The 17,581-nt window shown below is 69.9% G+C and carries 18 protein-coding genes and 1 pseudogene; 8 read left to right on the top strand and 11 right to left on the bottom strand.

Annotated features, from left to right (window positions below; genetic code table 11):
* Window positions 1-33 precede the first annotated feature (33 nt).
* From G6N49_RS17130 to G6N49_RS29545, 4 genes are read left to right on the top strand one after another with little or no spacing between them, the layout of a single operon-like run.
* Window positions 34-990, top strand: a complete 957-nt coding sequence (locus G6N49_RS17130) for a helix-turn-helix domain-containing protein (protein WP_011854899.1) — start codon at window positions 34-36, stop codon at window positions 988-990.
* Window positions 991-1,006: 16 nt separating this feature from the next.
* The gene (locus G6N49_RS17135) at window positions 1,007-1,648 is read left to right on the top strand and encodes a rhomboid-like protein (RefSeq protein WP_011854898.1); all 642 of its coding nucleotides are present in this window, start codon (window positions 1,007-1,009) and stop codon (window positions 1,646-1,648) included.
* On the top strand, window positions 1,635-2,603 hold the full coding sequence (locus G6N49_RS17140; protein WP_235679530.1) for an esterase/lipase family protein: 969 nt from the start codon (window positions 1,635-1,637) through the stop codon (window positions 2,601-2,603). Before G6N49_RS17135 ends, G6N49_RS17140 begins: the two co-directional genes overlap by 14 nt.
* 46 nt (window positions 2,604-2,649) lie before the next feature.
* Window positions 2,650-2,877, top strand: coding sequence for a hypothetical protein (locus tag G6N49_RS29545; RefSeq protein ID WP_235679531.1), 228 nt, complete (start codon window positions 2,650-2,652; stop codon window positions 2,875-2,877).
* On the opposite strand, the gene G6N49_RS17145 is transcribed toward G6N49_RS29545, so the two are convergent.
* Window positions 2,864-3,682 (bottom strand): transglutaminase-like domain-containing protein, encoded by an 819-nt coding sequence (locus tag G6N49_RS17145; RefSeq protein ID WP_011558608.1) that lies wholly within the window; start codon window positions 3,680-3,682, stop codon window positions 2,864-2,866. The genes G6N49_RS29545 and G6N49_RS17145 overlap by 14 nt on opposite strands.
* 242 nt (window positions 3,683-3,924) lie before the next feature.
* Here G6N49_RS17145 and G6N49_RS17150 point away from each other — a divergent pair, with 242 nt between their 5' ends.
* From G6N49_RS17150 to G6N49_RS17160, 3 genes are all read left to right on the top strand, one after another.
* Entirely contained in the window at window positions 3,925-4,290 is a 366-nt protein-coding gene (locus G6N49_RS17150) for a hypothetical protein (protein WP_011558607.1), read from the top strand.
* Between the two features lie 62 nt (window positions 4,291-4,352).
* Window positions 4,353-4,703: a heme-binding protein gene (locus G6N49_RS17155; protein WP_011558606.1), complete on the top strand. Its 351-nt coding sequence runs from the start codon at window positions 4,353-4,355 to the stop codon at window positions 4,701-4,703.
* 41 nt (window positions 4,704-4,744) lie between these two features.
* Complete coding sequence (locus G6N49_RS17160; RefSeq protein WP_011558605.1) at window positions 4,745-5,095, top strand: hypothetical protein; 351 nt, start codon at window positions 4,745-4,747, stop codon at window positions 5,093-5,095.
* 11 nt (window positions 5,096-5,106) lie between these two features.
* On the opposite strand, the gene G6N49_RS17165 is transcribed toward G6N49_RS17160, so the two are convergent.
* From G6N49_RS17165 to G6N49_RS17195, 7 genes are all read right to left on the bottom strand, one after another.
* Window positions 5,107-5,658: a pentapeptide repeat-containing protein gene (locus G6N49_RS17165; protein ID WP_011558604.1), complete on the bottom strand. Its 552-nt coding sequence runs from the start codon at window positions 5,656-5,658 to the stop codon at window positions 5,107-5,109.
* 2 nt (window positions 5,659-5,660) lie between these two features.
* Window positions 5,661-6,242: a GTP-binding protein gene (locus G6N49_RS17170; RefSeq protein WP_011558603.1), complete on the bottom strand. Its 582-nt coding sequence runs from the start codon at window positions 6,240-6,242 to the stop codon at window positions 5,661-5,663.
* Window positions 6,223-6,567, bottom strand: a complete 345-nt coding sequence (locus G6N49_RS17175; RefSeq protein ID WP_011558602.1) for a DUF742 domain-containing protein — start codon at window positions 6,565-6,567, stop codon at window positions 6,223-6,225. Before G6N49_RS17175 ends, G6N49_RS17170 begins: the two co-directional genes overlap by 20 nt.
* 28 nt (window positions 6,568-6,595) lie before the next feature.
* Window positions 6,596-7,012, bottom strand: coding sequence for a roadblock/LC7 domain-containing protein (locus G6N49_RS17180; protein ID WP_011558601.1), 417 nt, complete (start codon window positions 7,010-7,012; stop codon window positions 6,596-6,598).
* Window positions 7,009-9,564 carry a HAMP domain-containing sensor histidine kinase gene (locus tag G6N49_RS17185; RefSeq protein WP_011558600.1) on the bottom strand — a complete coding sequence of 852 codons (2,556 nt, stop codon included), beginning with the start codon at window positions 9,562-9,564 and terminating at the stop codon, window positions 7,009-7,011. The genes G6N49_RS17180 and G6N49_RS17185 overlap by 4 nt, the downstream gene beginning before the upstream one ends.
* 191 nt (window positions 9,565-9,755) lie before the next feature.
* Window positions 9,756-10,361, bottom strand: a complete 606-nt coding sequence (locus tag G6N49_RS17190) for a class I SAM-dependent methyltransferase (protein WP_011558599.1) — start codon at window positions 10,359-10,361, stop codon at window positions 9,756-9,758.
* Window positions 10,362-10,540: 179 nt separating this feature from the next.
* The gene (locus G6N49_RS17195; protein ID WP_011558598.1) at window positions 10,541-11,833 is read right to left on the bottom strand and encodes an HNH endonuclease signature motif containing protein; all 1,293 of its coding nucleotides are present in this window, start codon (window positions 11,831-11,833) and stop codon (window positions 10,541-10,543) included.
* Window positions 11,834-12,048: 215 nt separating this feature from the next.
* Between G6N49_RS17195 and G6N49_RS17200 the strand changes: the two are divergent.
* Window positions 12,049-12,504: pseudogene (locus G6N49_RS17200) on the top strand (tRNA (cytidine(34)-2'-O)-methyltransferase); the annotation flags it as partial.
* A 154-nt stretch (window positions 12,505-12,658) separates the two neighbouring features.
* Here G6N49_RS17200 and G6N49_RS17205 read toward each other — a convergent pair.
* The 3 genes from G6N49_RS17205 to G6N49_RS17215 all read right to left on the bottom strand — a co-directional run bounded on the left by G6N49_RS17205 (window position 12,659) and on the right by G6N49_RS17215 (window position 17,548).
* The gene (locus G6N49_RS17205; protein WP_011558596.1) at window positions 12,659-13,372 is read right to left on the bottom strand and encodes a DUF1989 domain-containing protein; all 714 of its coding nucleotides are present in this window, start codon (window positions 13,370-13,372) and stop codon (window positions 12,659-12,661) included.
* A gap of 210 nt (window positions 13,373-13,582) precedes the next feature.
* Window positions 13,583-14,224, bottom strand: a complete 642-nt coding sequence (locus tag G6N49_RS17210; RefSeq protein WP_011854896.1) for a nitroreductase family protein — start codon at window positions 14,222-14,224, stop codon at window positions 13,583-13,585.
* A 24-nt stretch (window positions 14,225-14,248) separates the two neighbouring features.
* Complete coding sequence (locus G6N49_RS17215) at window positions 14,249-17,548, bottom strand: error-prone DNA polymerase (protein WP_011854895.1); 3,300 nt, start codon at window positions 17,546-17,548, stop codon at window positions 14,249-14,251.
* Window positions 17,549-17,581 lie beyond the last annotated feature (33 nt).

The raw sequence follows: 17,581 nt of genomic DNA on the forward strand, positions 1-17,581 counted from the left end.
GTCGATCCGACGGCCACCGCGGAAGGGGGCCGAGTGGACACGCACACCGCGAGCCTCGTCCGCCGCGCCTCGTGGGCCACGCCCGACCTCGCCGAGGCGCACGACCTCCTGCACGCCGAGTACGGGGCAAGCCTGAGGCTGGGCGAATCGCGGGCTTCGGCCCGCCAGCTCAGCGTCGACCGTCGTCAGACCCCCACCTTCGAATGCCACGACGTACGGTTGCCCGCCCGACTGCAGTTCGACGTCGAGGACTACGGCGGTGTGGTCATCGCCGCCCTGCAGGCCGGCACGGTAACCGCGAACAGCGACGCCCACGGCGTCTCGTACCGGCGCGGTGACGTGTTCATGTCGAACTTCCCCGGCGCGCACTACCGCTGCCACGCCGACCACGCCTGGTCGCACACCGTCACGATCCCGGTGCGGGGGCTGGCCGAATCCGCCGGTGTCCCGCCGTCGTCGCTGCGGTTCATGTCGGGCAACCCGGTCAGCCACGACGCCGCCGCGAAGTGGGTGGCCACGCTCGAGACCGTGGAGCGGTTGCTCGACGACCCGGACACCGCCAACCCGATCGTGCTCGGCAAGGCCGGCCGCATGCTGGCCGCCCGAGTGCTCGAGATCTTCCCCGTGACCAGGACTCCCGGGACGGAACACCCGGGCCGGCTGGTGCCCAACTTCCTCCGACGGGCGATCGCCTACATGGAGGACAACGCCACCGCGGACATCGGCGTCGCCGACATCGCCGCCGCGGTCGAGCTCACCCCCGACGGCGTGACCTACCTGTTCCGTCGTCACCTCGGGGTGGGCCCGCTCGATCACCTGCGTCGTATCCGGCTCGATCACGCCCACCGGGACCTGCTGGACCACGACCCCGAGTCGACGACGGTGTTCTCCATCGCGGCCCGCTGGGGGTTCCCGCACCTGCCGTCGTTCGAGGAGCTCTACTGCGGCTCCTACGGCCAGAATCCGCAGGACACGCTGCAGGCCGGCTGACCGGTAGATTCGCAAGGTGGCACGCGCCTTCGGAGTGGTCGGACGCTATCTGGCCGGCGCGCCGGCGACCTTCATGTGGCTGGCAGTCCTCGCCGTCACCACCCGGGTGCAGCGCCACGCCGGCCGTGAGCGCTCGCAGCTGCTGCGCAGCCAGTCGACCAACCTCAGCCACCTGTCCGAGGAGCCGACGCGGGTGCTGGCCGCGAGCCTGTTCTGGCTCGACGGCAAGAGGTGGTGGCCCTACGTGCCGCCGTTCGCCGCCGTCCTGGCCCCCGCCGAGCGCCGCCTGGGGACCTTCCGGTGGCTCGTCGTCGGCGCCGCTGCCCATGTCACCGGCACCTATCTCGGGCAGGGGTACCTGCGCTGGTCCATCCGCGCCGAACAGGCGCCGCCGCGGCTGGCCGACGCCCACGACGTCGGGGTCAGCTACTTCCTGCTCGGCGTCGCGGGGACGCTCTCGGCGTACCTGCCCCGACGGCACCGGAGCGCGGCGCGCGCGGCCGGGGTCGCGGTGCTGGCGACCAACGCGATCATCCGGCCGACGTTCACCGAGGTCGGCCACCTGAGCGCGTTCGTCACCGGCCTGGCGCTGAGCCCGCTGGCGATCGGCCGTGACCGGCACCCCTATCCGGGTATACAGGGCCATGCGCGCCACTGAGATCCGGGCTCTCGGCGAAGTCGCCGCCGAGGGAGTCACCGTCCTGCACGACATCGTCCGGGGTATGCACACCGGCATCGCGAGCCGGGTGTTCACCTCCGTCGGCCCCGCCGCCCGCCCGGTCGAGGTGATCCACGACGTCATCGCCCAGGCGGTCCACACCGCGATCGGCACCGCCGGCCAACGCGTGCCCGAGGCGGTCGGTGTCCTCGCGGCGACGCGCTTCGACGACGACACCCCGATCGACCGGACCCCGGCCGTCGCGGAGGCGATCGCCGCGCTCAACGGCATCTACGGTGACGAACTCGCCTCCCGCGGCAATGCGCTGGCCACGACCATGGCCGTGCGGGTGGACGGGCGCCCCGTCGACCCGGCGTCCGCGCCGCTCGCCGAGGCGTTCCCCGACGCGACCAACCGCCTCGTCGTATTCGTCCACGGGCTGTGCCAGACCGAATCGTCGTGGCGCCGAGCCCCGCGCCCGGCCGTCGACGCTCCCGATCCGCGCCCCTACGGCGCCCGGCTCCGCGACGATCTGGGCTTCACCCCCGTGCACGTGCGGTACAACACGGGACTGCACATCTCCAGCAACGGGCATTCGCTCGACGAACTGCTGGCGGCGCTGACCGAGGCGTGGCCGGTTCCGGTGTGCGACATCGCGCTGGTCGGGCATTCGATGGGCGGGCTGGTGGTTGCGCAGTGCCTGTCACTACGGCGCGGAGGAGGGTCGCGACTGGGTCTCGCGGGTGCGCCAGGTGGTGTGCCTGGGCTCACCGCATCTGGGCGCCGACCTCGAAAAGGGCGTCAACGCCGCGTCGTGGGCGCTGGGCCGGTTACGCGAAACACGCGCCCTCGCCGAGTTTCTCAACCTGCGCAGCGAAGGCATCAAGGATCTGCGCTTCGGCGCCTGCCTGGACGACGACTGGGCCGAGGCCGACCCCGACGAGTTCCTGCGTGACCGCTGCGCCGAAGCGCCGTTCCTGCCCGGCGCCTCCTACCACTTCGTGGCGACCTCGGCCGCGCCGCGGCCGGTGGGCCTCGTCCTGGGCGACCATCTGGTGCGGCCGGCGAGCGCGTCCGGACGCGGCCGCAGACGCCGGATCCCGTTCGAACCGGACAACGGGCTGGTGATGAGCGGTCTGCACCATTTCGACCTGCTCAACCACCCGGAGATCTATGACCGGCTGGTGCACTGGCTGGGCGGCCGTGCACAACGACTCAGTGCAAGGTGACCAGGTCGGACACCGAATCCCGCGGCAACTCCCCGTCGACGACCGCGGTGACGGTCATGTTCTGCAACGTGATGGAGCCGTCGTGGTTGTCGAGGAACGCGGTGTCGGCGGCGTCCCGCCCGGTCGCGATGCGCACCATGGACTGTCGCGGCGCCAGACACGTCGCGTCGACCACCCGCCACTGCCCCTCGACGTAGGCCTCGGCGACGGCGTGGAAGTCCATCGGGCTGCACCCGGGTGCGTAGACGGAGACCAGGCGGGCCGGGACGTTGACCGCGCGCAGCATCGCGATGACCAGGTGGGCATAGTCACGGCAGACGCCCGCGCCGGCCAGCAGCGTGTCCGCGGCGCCGTCGATGGGATCGCTCGACCCGGGGACGTAGTCGAGACGGGCGCCGACCCACGACGACACCCGCTCCAGTAGCGCCTCGGAGTCGGTGAAGTCGCCGAATTCCGTTGCGGCGAAACCGAAGAACTTGTCCGCCTCGGCGTAGCGACTGGGTCGCAGATAGGTCGACAGGTCGATGTCGCGGACCTCGGGCGGCGCCGCGAAACCCCGAATAGTCGCCTGGTAGGACGCGGTCACCGTGCCGGGCGCGGCGGCGAATTTGTGGATGCGGGTGCCGTGTTCGCCGATCATCTCCTGCGCCTCGACGGATGTGCCGTCGTGGCGGAACGTCAGCGCCTCGGTGATGTCGGCGCCCGGATGCGCGGCGAGCGCGATCTGGAACTCGAGCGTGGTGGGTGCGGTGACCTCGATCTCGAGTTCGGCGCCGACGGTGCGGCTCATGGTGTCGCGGGGCATCGGCACAGTCTCGTCTCGATCCGACGTCCCCGCAGCGCGAGGGCCGGTGACGCGCCGGAGGTGAATCACATGCGTGTCGAGTTGGCGGGATTTGATCGAAGCGGTGTTCGAGCGGCCGCTCCACCGCGCCGGTCTCGGGCCCGCAAACGGGTTTCGTCTTTTGTCCGTCAATATCCGATAAGCGAAGGGTGACCGGCCTATGCTTCGCACATGTAGGGCGTCTTCAACGGGGAGGAACGGCCATGCGGATGAAGCGCGGATGCGCGATCTTGGGCGCAGGAGTGGTCGCGTTCACGCCGACATACCTGTTCTCCGGCGCCCCGACAGCCACCGCTGAGTGCACCGAGTCCGGCGGAATCACCATGTGCCAGAACGAAGTTCGCCGCGCCGACACCGGACCGGCCGAATCGGACATGTGGTATCCGTATCCCTGCGAATTCGACTACCTCTGCGACGACGGCGGGTCGGTGTTCGACTACGACTCCGGGGATTCCCGGCCCCCGCAACCGCCGGGCGCCCCCGACATCGGCCTGCCCGGCCGCCCTGGAGATCGCCCCGACCGGCCCGATCGGCCCGGGGGCGGCGGCGGCATCGGCGGCGGACGTTGAAGTTGCAATGAAACACCTTGTGCGGCAGGAGACCTCGAAATGGCCCCGTCGAGAGGAGTGACATGACGTTCAAACTTCGCACCTACGGTGCTGCGGTGGCCGCCGGCGCAATGATCGGGGCGACGCTCGTCGTCGGCGCCGCCACCGCGGCGGCACAGCCTCCGCCACCGAACTGCACCGCCGCGGATCTGACCGGGGTCTCGGCGGGTGTCAACGCCTCGACGTCGACCTACCTGTTCACCCATCCGGACGTCAACGCGTTCTTCACCGGCCTCAAAGGTCTGCCGAAGGAAGAGGTTCGGGCGAGGGTCACCGAATATGCGAACGCCAACCCACAGGTGAAGGCCGACCTCCAGGGAATCCGTCAACCCATGGTGGATTTTCGAAATCGGTGCGGCGTACCCGAGCGCTAGCGCGCCGGTCACCGTGATGTCCTTCTGACAGGAGGATGACCATGCCTGTGGCGCAACGCTTTCTGGCAGCGGGAGCAGCCGTCGCGCTCCTACCCCTGGGTGCACTGGCGTCGGCCGCCCCGGCGCTTGCGGACTGCACGAACGCCGGCGGGGTGACGGTCTGCGCGCAGGGTGATGTCCGAGGCACCGATGGCGGCGCAGCGAGTGGCAACACCGGTCCCTACTACCCCTACCCGTGCGAGTACGACTACTACTGCAACGACTGGGGAGCCGACCTCATCCTCGACGTCGACCCACCGGGAGGCGACTTGGGCAGACCCGGCGGTCCGGGCGCCCGACCGGACAACAGCCTGCCGGGCGGCGGGCGCCGCGGAGGTGGAGGACGCCGGTGACGAAGGCGCCGTCACCCGCCGTGCACGTCGAGGCCGTGCGCGGCGGCGTATGCCAGTGCCTGCTCGATGTCGATGCGCGCCCCGCGCACCGCGGCGGTGGTCCACAGCGTCGCGTCGATGCGCGCACCGCGTAGATCCGCACCCTCGAAACGGGTGTTCTGCACGCGGGCGCCGCGCAGGTCGGCACGCTGCAGCACCGCCTCGCGCAGATCCGCGCCGACCAGGCCGGCTTCGCGCAGCCGGCAGTCCGACAGGTCGACCTTGCGCAGATCGCATCCGCCGAGCACGGCGAGCGTCAGGTCCACCTCGACCAGCGTCAGTGGCCGCAGCCGGCACTCGGTGAACACCGAACCCAGCATGCTGCAGTTACGGAATGTGCTGTGCCACAGCGACGCCCGTCGGAACACGCAGTTGCGGAACGCGGAACCGACGTGCTCGGACTCCGACATGTCGACACCGCTGAAATCGCAGCCGTCGAACACCACCCGCTCGGTGCGCAGCCGGCTCAGGTCCTCGTCACGGAAGTCCCGGCCGATGAACTCCTCGTCGTTCCACTCCGCCATCGTCAACCCGGCAGAGCCGAAAGGCTGTTGAGGGAGTATTCGGTGATCGCGATGAGCGCGGCCTTGGCCGACTCGCGGCTTCTGGCGTCGACGGTGATCACCGGGATGTGGGCTGGCAGCGCCAACGCCTTTCGCACCGCATCGGTGGAATGCCTTGGAGCGCCGTCGAATTCGTTGATGGCGACCAGGAACGGCAGGTTTCGCGCCTCGAAGAAGTCGACCGCGGCGAAGCTGTCCTGCAGGCGGCGGACGTCGACGAGGATGATCGCGCCGATCGCACCGCGGATCAGGTCGTCCCACATGAACCAGAACCGCCGCTGCCCCGGTGTGCCGAACAAGTACAGGACCAGGTCGTCGGCCAGCGTGATGCGGCCGAAGTCCATCGCCACGGTGGTGGTGCGCTTGTCGGGGGTGCCCTCGAGGCCGTCGACTCCGGCCGAGGCGTTGGTGACCAGCGCCTCGGTGCGCAGCGGCATGATCTCCGACACCGCGCCCACGAACGTCGTCTTCCCGGCGCCGAATCCGCCGGAGACGACGATCTTCGTCGCGCTCGAGCGCCGCGTGTCAGAGTGCTCGTAGGCCACGCAGTGTCCTTCCTATGAGTTCGCGGCGCTCGTCGGAGGTCGCCGATTGGTCGAGGGTGGCGTGCACCCGTAGATAACCCTGCGTCACCAGGTCCCCCACAAGCACGCGCGCCACGCCGAGGGGCACCGATAAACGTGCCGCGATTTCCGCCACAGACGGTCGCGCCGCGCACAGCGCGAGGATGTCCCCGCGTACGTCACCGGCAGGCCAGCGCGGCGGCCTGGCCGCGTCCAGCGTCTCGATGGGCGCTTCCAGCGGCAGGTGGACGCGGGAATCGGTGCGGCCTGCGGTCAGCGTGTACGGCCGTACCAGCTGCGGTTCCACCGCGGGGTCCCGTTCGTCCACGGCGAACTCACGAACGCGCGGGAGTGCGTCGCTGTGACTGGACGACCGTGCCCACCCGTTCGACGAGGATCGCCATCTCGTAGCCGATCTGCCCGATGTCGCAGGATCGGGTGGCCAGCGTCGCCAGGTTGGAGCCGTCACCGACCCGCATCAGCAACAGGTAGCCGTTCTCCATCTCCACGACGGACTGCAGCACGTAGCCACCGTCGAACAGCTGCGCGGCGCCGGTCGACAGGCTCGCCAGGCCGGACGCGACCGCGGCGAGCTGATCGGCGCGTTCGACCGGCATGTGCTCGCTGGCGGCCATCAGCAGACCGTCGGCGGACACCAGCACCGCATGGGAGACCCCGGACACTTCGCGGGCGAATCGGGAGACCAACCAGTCGAGCGATTCACGCTGCGTCGAACGTGCCGGGTAGGTCATTCGAGATCTGTTCCTCTGACTTCTCGGGAGTGGGCGCGGCCGGCGTGCACACCACCGAAGTGGCTGCTCATGCTGGCCCGAATCGCCTCCGGATCGCGTCGCGGCGGGGTGTCGTCCCCGGCCGCCGATGCTACCTGCTCCTCGGAGTCGTCGCCGCGGTGCGCTCCGCCGGGCACCAGCCGCGCCCCGGGGTCGCGCACAGGCAGGCCCTCGTCGGTGCGCTCGCGCACCGGGGCCTCGTCGGCCGCCGCGGCCGCCGACCATCCGTGATCCCACACCGACTTCCAGTCCAGGTCGGTGCTCTTGCCGAGGTCGGTCGGGTCGACCAGCCATTCCGAGAGCATCGACTGGTAGATGGCGTCGTCGGCGCCGGCGTTCGGATTGGCCACCGGCTCGGGTTCGGGCCGCTCGTGTGCCCCGTTGGCGGCGGCCTGGGCCCGCGAGGCGAAGAAGGAGGACGTGTTCGTGGGTGCGGGGACCGCCCGGCGCGGGTCGGTCTGCTCCCCCGCCGTGCCGGCGATCCCGCTCGCGCCGGGGTTGCGCTGCGGCAACCCGCCGGCCGCGAGGTCACTGTGCCCGTTGAGGTCGCCCGCGGGTTCGGGCCGGTGGTGGCGGGCGGGCGCGGCGGCCTGCGGCGGTGCGGTCGGCGGTAGGTGGGGCTGCCGGCCGGTGTCGGTGTAGGCGAGCAGTTCGGCCGGGACGTACACCCCGACGGTCGTGCCGGAGTTGGGTTCGTCGACGACGGTGCTGCGCAACCGCACGACGAAACCGTGCTGTGCGGCCAGCCGCCCGACGACGAACAGACCCATGTGCCGTGCGGTGTAGGGGGTGACCTCACCGCCGGACTGCAGGCGGGCGTTCGCGATCCGCAGGTCGGCCTCGGCCATCCCCAGGCCGGTGTCGCCGACCTCGATGACGAGCCCGCCGTTGCCCGTGTGCATCGCCGACACCCGAACCTGGGAGGTCGGCGGTGAGTACCGCAGTGCGTTGTCGAGCAGTTCGGCGAGCAGGTGCACCAGGTCGCCCGCCGCCCCGCCGATGATCCGGCTGTCGGGCACACCGGCCGTCACGACCCGGGTGTAGTCCTCCACCTCGGAGGCGGCGGCGTTGATGACCGCTGCGACCGGGACCGGTTCGGCCTGATCCCGCGGGATCGACGCACCGGAGAGCACCAGCAGGTTGGCGCCGTTGCGGCGCATCCGGGCGGCGAGGTGGTCGAGCCGGAACAGGCTCTCGAGGCGTTCGGGGTCGTCCTCGTCGCGCTCCAGCCGGTCGATCAGCGACAGCTGCTGGTCCACCAGCGAGCGGCTGCGCCGCGACAGCGTCTCGAACATGTCGCTGATCTGCAGCTGCAGCCGCGACTGCTCACCGGCCAGCAGCACGGCCTGCTCGTGCAGTTCGTCGACGGCGTGGGCGACCTGGCCGATCTCCTCGGTGGTGTACACCGGGATCGGCGGGACCGGGCCGGGTTCGGCGCCGGCGCGGACCCGGTCGAGTTCCTCCGGCAGGTCCTCGTGGGCGACCTTGAGGGCGCTGTCGCGCAGCCGGCGCAGCGGCCGCACGAGTGACCGCGCCACCAGCAGCACGAGTACGAGTGCGGCGACGAACACCAGCAGGATCAGCACCGCGTCGCGGATCGCGGAGGACCGCTGCGCGTCGGCGGCGCTGGTCACCGCGGCCGGGATGGCGTCGGTGGTGTCGGCGATCATCCTGTCCGCGATGTCGGCGGTCACCGCCTGTGACTGCAGCAGTTCCGGATTGCCCGTCAGCACCACCGCCGGGTTGGAGATCATCGACATGCGCTTGAACATCTCGCTGCGCAGGGTGTTGGCCTCCCCGGAGGCCCCGCCGAGGAGCTCCGCCATCCCGGACACGGTCGACGGCTCGGTACCGGCCACCGTGATCATCGCGGTGCGCAGTTCGGGTTCGGGGACCTCACCGCCGCGGGTGACGAGCATCTGCTGCATCGCCATCTGACCGCGTGCGCCGATCGCCCGCGACAGCGCCTCGGCGCGCATCTGCACGTCCTGGTCGTCACCGCGGGCCGAACCCGTGATGGCGGTCTCTGCGGTCAGCAGCAGCGGCGCGTAGGTGATCACCCGCTGACGCAGGTCGACCGCGTTGGCCGTGACCTTGTTGACCAGATCCTGTCCGAGGTCGAGCAGGTTGGTGACCGCCAGCCGTACGTCGGGGACGACGTCGGTGGCCGCGAGCTGCTGCCGCAGTGTCGCCTTGGCGGTGTCGTACTCGGCCAGCGCGGACTCTGTCTGCTGGCCCTGCGTCGCGGCGACGACGACGTTCTCCATGGCGGCCATGTAGCCGTTGATGTCCGGGATGAGCTCCGCGCGTTCTGCGGCCAGCCGCAGTTCGCCGGCCTGATCCACGTTCGCCGCGATGCGCGCACCACCGAACACGCCCGCCAGTACGAGCGGGACGAGCACGATCGCGAGCACTTTCCAGCGCACCGGCCAGTTCGCCGGTGACCAGCGCGACGGCCTTTTCGGCGGCGCAGTCATCGGCGCCGGACCGCGCGACCGGCCCAGGATGCGCATGTCAGTACTGAAGCGTCATTCATGGAGGTTTCCTGCTGTTCGCACCGGTGCGGGGCGCGGGATCGCGCCTGGTACGCCTGGCAATTCGACGAGTATGACAGCCACCAGCTGGGGTTTCCACAATTCTCACTGAACAGACAGAGTCGTGACCAGACCGATGCGCGGCCGTGTGGTGATCGAGCAAAGACCAGCTAGGCGGGTCGCAGGATCGCCACGAGGAAGTCGGAGTCGTCGGTGAACGGCCGTACGTCCCACGTGGACAGCAGCAGGTCGCGGGTGAGCCCGGCCGCGGCGGCGTTGTCGAGGAACTCGTCGAACGGGTAGTCGCGGCCGGCGCCGAAGCCGATCACCGCCCGTCCGGCGGGGGCGAGGTGGGCCCGCAGCCGGCGCAGCACCTGGGTACGGGTGCTCGGGGCGAGGAAGGTCATCACGTTCCCTGCCGACACGATGAGGTCGAAGGGTTCGGCGACGCCGCGGGCCGGCAGGTCGAGTTCGGCGAGGTCGCCGACGAGCCAGCGCGGTCCGGGGTGGTCCTGCTCGGCCGCCTCGATCAGCGCCGGGTCGACGTCGACTCCGACGACCCGGTGACCGGCCGCGGCCAGGTATCCGCCGACCCGACCGGGGCCGCAGCCGGCGTCGAGGATGTGGGCGCCGCGCGGTGCCATCGCGTCGATGAGGCGGGCCTCGCCCACCAAATCGTCCCCTGCGCGCGCCATCGCCCGGAACCGGTCGATGTACCACTGCGAATGTCCGGGATCGGCCGCGACCTTCTGCATCCAGAGACTCGGTTCGGCCATGCAGGCATTATCGCTGTGTTCCGGGTGATGTTCTAACCACCCCGCATCGAAGTCGGGGCGGCGCTCGCCATCGAGTCGCTCACTTCAGCGTGCTCCACTGGCATGATCCGCGGATGGCGCAGCCACTCTTGCTGTGCGCCAGGCCTTTTGGCGTCGACGACCGGGCCTCGGGCTGCGATCTAGTTGGTGGTGGGTGGTGGGGGTTGGAAGGGTGTGTACCACCACCAGTCGGCACGCTCTCCGGATGGTCCGCGGTAGGGCGCGACGGTGGGTGGGGGGTGGTTGGGTGGGCGGGCCAACGAGCCGGACGTGAGGTGTCGCCCGGTGCTGTCGGTGACGGTGAGCTGGTCGGCGGGTCCGGTGATGGTGATGACGCCGCGGTGGTGGGCCCGGTGGTGGTAGGGACACAGCAGCACGAGGTTGTCCAGGTCGGTGGCTCCGCCGTCTTCCCAATGCTGGATGTGGTGGGCGTGCAAACCGCGGGTCGCCCCACACCCGGGGACCGCGCAGGTGCGGTGACGGTGTTCCAGCGCGCGCCGCAGTCGGCGGCTGATCATGCGGGTGGTGCGCCCAGCGCCGATGGGTTGGCCGGCGCGTTCGAACCACACTTCACAGGTGGCGTCACAGCCCAGGTAGCGGCGGTCGGCCTCCGAGAGCAGCGGACCCAGATGCAGGGCGGCGATGCGGTCGTCGAGGTCCAGGTGCACCACCACGGTGGTGCGCTGACCGTGCGGGCGGCGGGTCACCTCGGTATCCCAGCCGGCCTCGACCAGCGCGGCGAACGCATCAGCCAGGGCGGGCATGGGTGGGCGGCCACCGGCGGGAGTGCCGGCGGGGGTGTCGGTGGGGGTGTCGTGGTCGCGTTTCCACTGCGCGATCAACGCATCGTGATGAGACCGCAAAGCGGCGTCAAACACCGCTGCCTCGACGTGGGGCAGGGCGATACGCCAGTAGGTGTACTGCTCATCGCTGGTCTTGCGGATCGAGGCCTGCGCCACCGGCACCGGCGTGGGGTCGCCGTCGGCGTCCTTGTCGGGCTCGGGTGCGGGGCGGGGTTCGAGTTTGATCGCGGTGCGGAGCTGGGTGACCGAGGCGCTGCGGGCCAACTCCGCATAATGCTCATCAGACCCTGCGCCCGCGCCTTCGGCGATGACCCCGACCTGATCCAACGACAGCCGCCCGTCGCGCAGCGCCTGCACACAACGCGGGAACTCCGCGATCCGGTGGGCGATGGCGGCGATGGTCTTGCCGTTCCGCGACGAGGATCCGGTTTTCCAGGCCATCAAATGCGCCACCGACTTCGCGCCGGTGATCCCACCCAACCCGTCGTGATCGATCTCAGCGGCGATCTCCACCAGGCGTGCATCGATGGCGTTGCGCTGACCCGCCAACTCCGCCACCTCCTCGAACAACACCTCCAGACGCTCCTTCGGCAGCAGCGCCACCGCGCCGGACGAGGCATTCGAGGACATAACCCCATACAAGCACCAGGGTCCGACATTTCGCCGTTGTGTGAGTCCACTGCCGGGGCCGATTGGGACACCGTGGTGACCCCGAGATTCGAGCGGCCTGCCGTGGACGTCGGTGGGCCACCCGGGGACCCCAAGTAGCTTGACTCCAGTAGGAAGTCAACCCCGGGCCGGCGACACGAGTCGACGTCGTCCGCCACGACAGACAGGTACCGGCTGTGTTCAAGGTGATGTTCTATTCACCCCGGATCGCGCCCAACACCGGCAACGCCATCCGCATGGTGGCGGGCACCGGATGTGAGTTGCACCTGGTGCGCCCGTTGGGTTTCGACCTGTCGGAGCCGAAGCTGCGCCGGGCCGGGCTGGACTACCACGATCTCGCCTCCGTCACCGTGCACGACGATCTCCCCGCCGCCTGGGATGCGGTGCTGCCCGCGTCGGTCTACGCGTTCACCGCGCACGCGACCGTCTCGTTCGCCGACGTCGACTACCGGCCGGGCGATGTGCTGATGTTCGGGCCGGAGCCCACCGGACTGGACGCCGAGACGCTGGCCGATCCGCACATCACCGCGCAGGTGCGGATCCCGATGCTGGCCGGGCGGCGGTCACTGAACCTGTCGAACGCCGCGGCGGTGGCCGTGTACGAGGCGTGGCGCCAGCACGGGTTCGCCGGCGGTGACATCAGACCCCGGGGCGACGTGAAGAGCGTGCCGCGCGCCGGGCGCCTTGGCCAACCGGGCGGACGCCGTGACCTGTAGGAGCCGGCTGTAGTCCGGCGCATACGGAACCGGTGACGATCACACCGAAACGGCCACGCTCGAATGTGGCTCAACGCGGGGTGTGGGTACTGCGTGTCTCCTGGTCGGTGGGTTCGACGAGTTCGACGGCGAGCGCGGTCGGACGCTCACCGTTGATGGGGTTGAGATCCATCGGGCAGGCCGACACGGCCACCACGCAGTCCATGACCGCCTCGAAGGTCACCGCGTCCCCCGGCCGGCTCCGCGCAGGCAGCCAGCGTAGGCCGCCGTCGGCGGCGACCGGGATGTCCATGAAGACGTTGACCGGTTGCGGGACGACACATGTGGTCAACCCCAGGTGTGACAACGCGGTTCGTAGGTTGTCCGCGCACGAGGCGTGTTCGGCGACCCCGAGGGCTTGGTAACGCGCCGGGTCGCAGGCGGCTATCAGCATGTCGTGCGCCCCGGGCGACGTGTCGGCCGCAAGCGTCAGGATCGGCCGCCGAAGGTTGGTCACGAACTGTTCTCCGAGGCGCGGAAACAGACTGCCGGTGGACGTGCGCGTATGCGATGCGGACAGGTACTCGACCGGATCGGCGGCCGCGAATGCGAACAGGTCGCCGACCTGACCGCCCTCGAGGTCGATCAGGCGGAACCGGTCCCCCCGTCGCGCGCGGAATGCCAGTCCCCGGCCCGCGGGGATCACCGTGGCGTGCGTCAACTCCATGACCACAGTCAACATCGGCAGGGCGCAGTCCGCCCATGTTCGTTCGTACAGCGCATCGCCGTTCGCCGTAACTTCCATGGCGGTGCGCCTGGCCTCGGGGCGTGGTGGAGTTCGACGACGTGACCCGGGGCGCGCGACGCTCGCGGTGGCGTCTGCGGCTTGCGTCGGTTACCGCGCAAGTCAAATAGCTACGGGGACAACGACTTTTTGACCGCTGTCACCGATACTCGACAGCGCCGGCGGGGGACGACGACGTCGTGCTCGCCGTGGCCTCGGAGTTCGACCGGCTCACCAGGCGTCCCAGTGCGCAAGCTGCTCGGCGGGAAGGCGCTTGGCCTTCTTGAAGTCGGTGCCCTTGGTGTAGGCGATCGGGAACAGCCCGGCCTGGCTGTAGCGGTCGAACGGGATGCCGAGCAGTTCGGCGGCCTGCTTCTCACCGTCGTTCAGCAGGTGCAGCGTCGTCCAGGCCGATCCGAGACCGCGGGAGCGCAGCGCCAGCATGAAGCTCCAGGCGGCGGGCAGCAGCGAACCCCAGAACGAGGCCGACATACCGGCGGGCGCGCCGTCGGGGCGACCTTCGAGGCAGGGGATCATCATCACCGGCACTTCGTGGAAGTGGTCGTTGAGGTAGCGGGCGGAGTCACTGACCAACTCCATGCGCTCGCCACGCACATCGTCGTAGTCGGGCTTGGGCAGGTCGAGGTAGGTGTTGGCGTTGACGCGGTAGATCTCGGCGAGCGCCTTCTTCTTCTCGGGGTCGGTGACGAAGACCCATTGCCAGCCCTGGGCGTTGGACCCCGTCGGGGCCTGTAACGCGAGTTCCAGGCATTCCATGACCACCTCGCGCGGCACCGGCTTCTCCAGGTCCAGTCGCTTGCGCACCGAACGGGTGGTGGTCAGGAGTTCGTCGACAGACAGGTTCAGGGTCATGGCTCGAGGTTACCGACGCGGCCGTTAGCGGAAGTCGCGCGACTTCGACCCGACCCGCATGTCGAGCTTGCCGAGTTTGTCGGCGACGACGGTGACCGCACCGGTCGCGTTCTGCACGATGCCGCGGATCACCATCGCCGGCGCGGTCTGGGCCAGGCGTCGCTGCCGTGACCAGAGTTGCGGTGAACACACCACGTTGACCATCCCCGTCTCGTCCTCGAGGTTGAGGAACGTCACCCCCTGGGCGGTGGCCGGGCGCTGCCGGTGTGTCACCGCCCCGGCGACCAGCACCCGGGTGCCGTCGGGCACGTCGAGGAGCCGGCCCGCGGGGATGACGCCCATCGCGTCGAGGTTCTCGCGCAGGAACTGGGTGGGATAGCTGTCCGGGGACACCCCCGTCGCCCAGACGTCGGCGGCGGCCAGTTCGAGCTTGCTCATCCCGGGCAGCGACGGGACCTGCCCGGCCGACCCCACCCCGGGCAGCCGGTCCGGCCGTTCGGCGGCCGCCGCGCCTGCCGCCCACAGCCCCTCGCGGCGGGTGACGCCGAAACAGCCCAGCGCGCCCGCGGTTGCCAGCGCCTCGGTCTGCGGCACCGAGAGCTGCACCCGGCCGGTGAGATCCAGCAGGCTTTCGAAGGGGCCGTTGGCTTTTCGCTCTTCTACGATCCGCTCGGCGAGGTCGTCACCGATGTGGCGGACGGCGCCGAGCCCGAGCCGCACCTCGGTCCCGGCGCTCTCCAGCGTCGCGTACGCGAGGCTGGCGTTCACGTCGGGGCCGTGCACGGTGACGCCGTGCCTGCGGGCATCGGCCACCAGCGACTGCGGTGAGTAGAAGCCCATCGGCTGCGCCCGCAGCAGCGCAGCGCAGAACGCCGCCGGGTGGTGCAGCTTGAACCATGACGAGTAGAACACCAGCGAGGCGAAGGACAGCGAATGGCTTTCGGGGAAGCCGAAATTCGCGAACGCCTCCAGCTTGTCGTAGATCCGGTCGGCCACCTCGCCGGTGATGCCGTGCCGTTGGCGCATACCGTCGTAGAACCGGCCCCGCAGCCGCCGCATCTTCTCCGTCGACCGCTTCGACCCCATGGCGCGGCGCAGTTGGTCGGCCTCGGCGGCGGTGAACCCGGCGCAGTCGACGGCCAGTTGCATCAACTGCTCCTGGAACAGCGGCACCCCCAGCGTCTTTCGCAGCGCGTTCGCCATCGACGGGTGGTCGTAGGTGACGGGCTCTTCGCCGTTGCGACGCTTGATGTACGGGTGCACCGACCCACCCTGGATCGGCCCCGGCCGGATCAGCGCGACCTCGACCACCAGGTCGTAGAACACCCGCGGTTTCAGACGCGGCAGCGTGGCCATCTGCGCCCGGGACTCCACCTGGAACACGCCGACCGAATCGGCGCGCTGCAGCATCTCGTAGACGGCGGGTTCGGACAGGTCCAGCTTGGCCAGGTCGACGTCGAGGCCCTTGTGTTCACGCACCAGGTCGATGCAGTAGTGCAGCGCCGAGAGCATGCCGAGCCCGAGCATGTCGAACTTCACCAGGCCGATGGCCGCGCAGTCGTCCTTGTCCCACTGCAGCACGCTGCGGTTGGCCATGCGGGCCCACTCGACCGGGCACACGTCGGCGATCGGCCGGTCGCAGATCACCATGCCGCCTGAGTGGATGCCCATGTGCCGCGGCAGATTCGAGATCTGCAACGCCAGATCGACCACCGGCTCGGGAATGCCCTCGATGTCCGGTGAGTCGGCCAGCCCGTTCCACTTGCTGAGCTGTTTACTCCAGGCGTCCTGCTGCCCCTGGGAGAAGCCGAGCGCCCGGGCCATGTCCCGGATGGCGCTGCGGCCGCGGTAGGTGATGACGTTGGCGACCTGGGCGGCGTAGTCACGGCCGTAGCGGTCGTAGACGTACTGGATCGCCTGCTCACGCAGATCGGATTCGATGTCGATGTCGATGTCGGGCGGCCCGTCACGGGCCGGGGACAGGAACCGTTCGAACAACAGCTCGTTGGCGACCGGGTCCACGTTGGTCACCCCCAGCGCGTAGCAGACCGCGGAGTTGGCCGCCGAACCCCGCCCCTGGGCGAGGATGCCGTTCTCCTTGCAGAACCGGGTGATGTCGTGGACGACGAGGAAATAGCCGGGGAAGGACAGCTTTTCGATGACCCGCAGCTCGTGCTCGATCTGCGCGTAGGCCTGCGGCGCCCGTTCCGGCGGGCCGTAGCGGTTGCGGGCGCCGAGCATCACCAGATGCCGCAGCCAGCTGTCCTCGGTGTGCCCGGCGGGCACGTCGAACGGCGGCAGTTTCGGGGCGATCAGCGCCAGCCCGAACGCGCACTGCTCCCCCAGGTCGGCGGCGGCGGTGACGACCTGCGGGCAGTGCGCGAACAGCCGGGCCATCTCCTCCCCCGAGCGCAGATGCGAACCACCGAGCGGGGCGAGGTAGCCCGCGGCCTCGTCGATCGAGTGACGGGCCCGGATCGCGCCCATCGCCATCGCCAGCCTGCCGCGTGACGGTTCGGCGAAATGCGCTGCGGTGGTGGCCACGACGGTCAGGCCGAAGCGTGGTGCCAGCTCGGCCAGCGCGGCGTTGCGTTCATCGTCGAGGGGGTGGCCGTGGTGGGTCAGCTCCACGCTGACCCGGTCGCGGCCGAACCGGTCCACCAGGTCGGCGAGGGCTTTCTCGGCCGCCGCCGGGCCGCCCTCCGAGAGAGCTTGGCGGACATGGCCTTTGCGGCAGCCGGTGAGGATGTGCCAGTGCCCGCCGGCGGCCTCGGTGAGCGCGTCGTAGTCGTAGCGGGGCTTTCCCTTCTCGCCCCCGGCCAGATGCGCCTTGGCGATCTCGCGCGACAGCCGGCGGTAGCCCTCGGGTCCGCGGGCCAGCACCAGCAGGTGGGGGCCCGGTGGATCGGGCACCTCATTTCTTGCGGAGCGCGCGCCCATGCCCAGCGACAGTTCGGCGCCGAACACCGTGCGCATGTCGAGTTCCCTGGCGGCCTCGGCGAACCGGACGACCCCGTAGAGCCCGTCGTGGTCAGTCAGCGCGATGGCCCGCAGGTCAAGGCGGGCGGCCTCCTCGACGAGTTCCTCCGGGGTGCCTGCGCCGTCGAGGAAGCTGTACGCCGAGTGGGCGTGCAGTTCGGCGTACGGCACCGCGCCGCCCGAGCGCGGCAACTGCGGAGCCTGGTAGGCGCCGCGTTTACGCGACCACGCCGGGCTGTCGCCGCCGTCACCGGGAGGTTCGCGCAGAGACTCCCCGGCGCGGCGGGGCTTGCCGTTCAAGACCCGCTCGATCTCCGGCCATGTCGGCCCGTTGGAGAAACCCACCCCACGAGTGTATCGAACACGCGTTCGATGGTC

Source organism: Mycolicibacterium monacense (genome assembly GCF_010731575.1).
Lineage (GTDB): Bacteria > Actinomycetota > Actinomycetes > Mycobacteriales > Mycobacteriaceae > Mycobacterium > Mycobacterium monacense.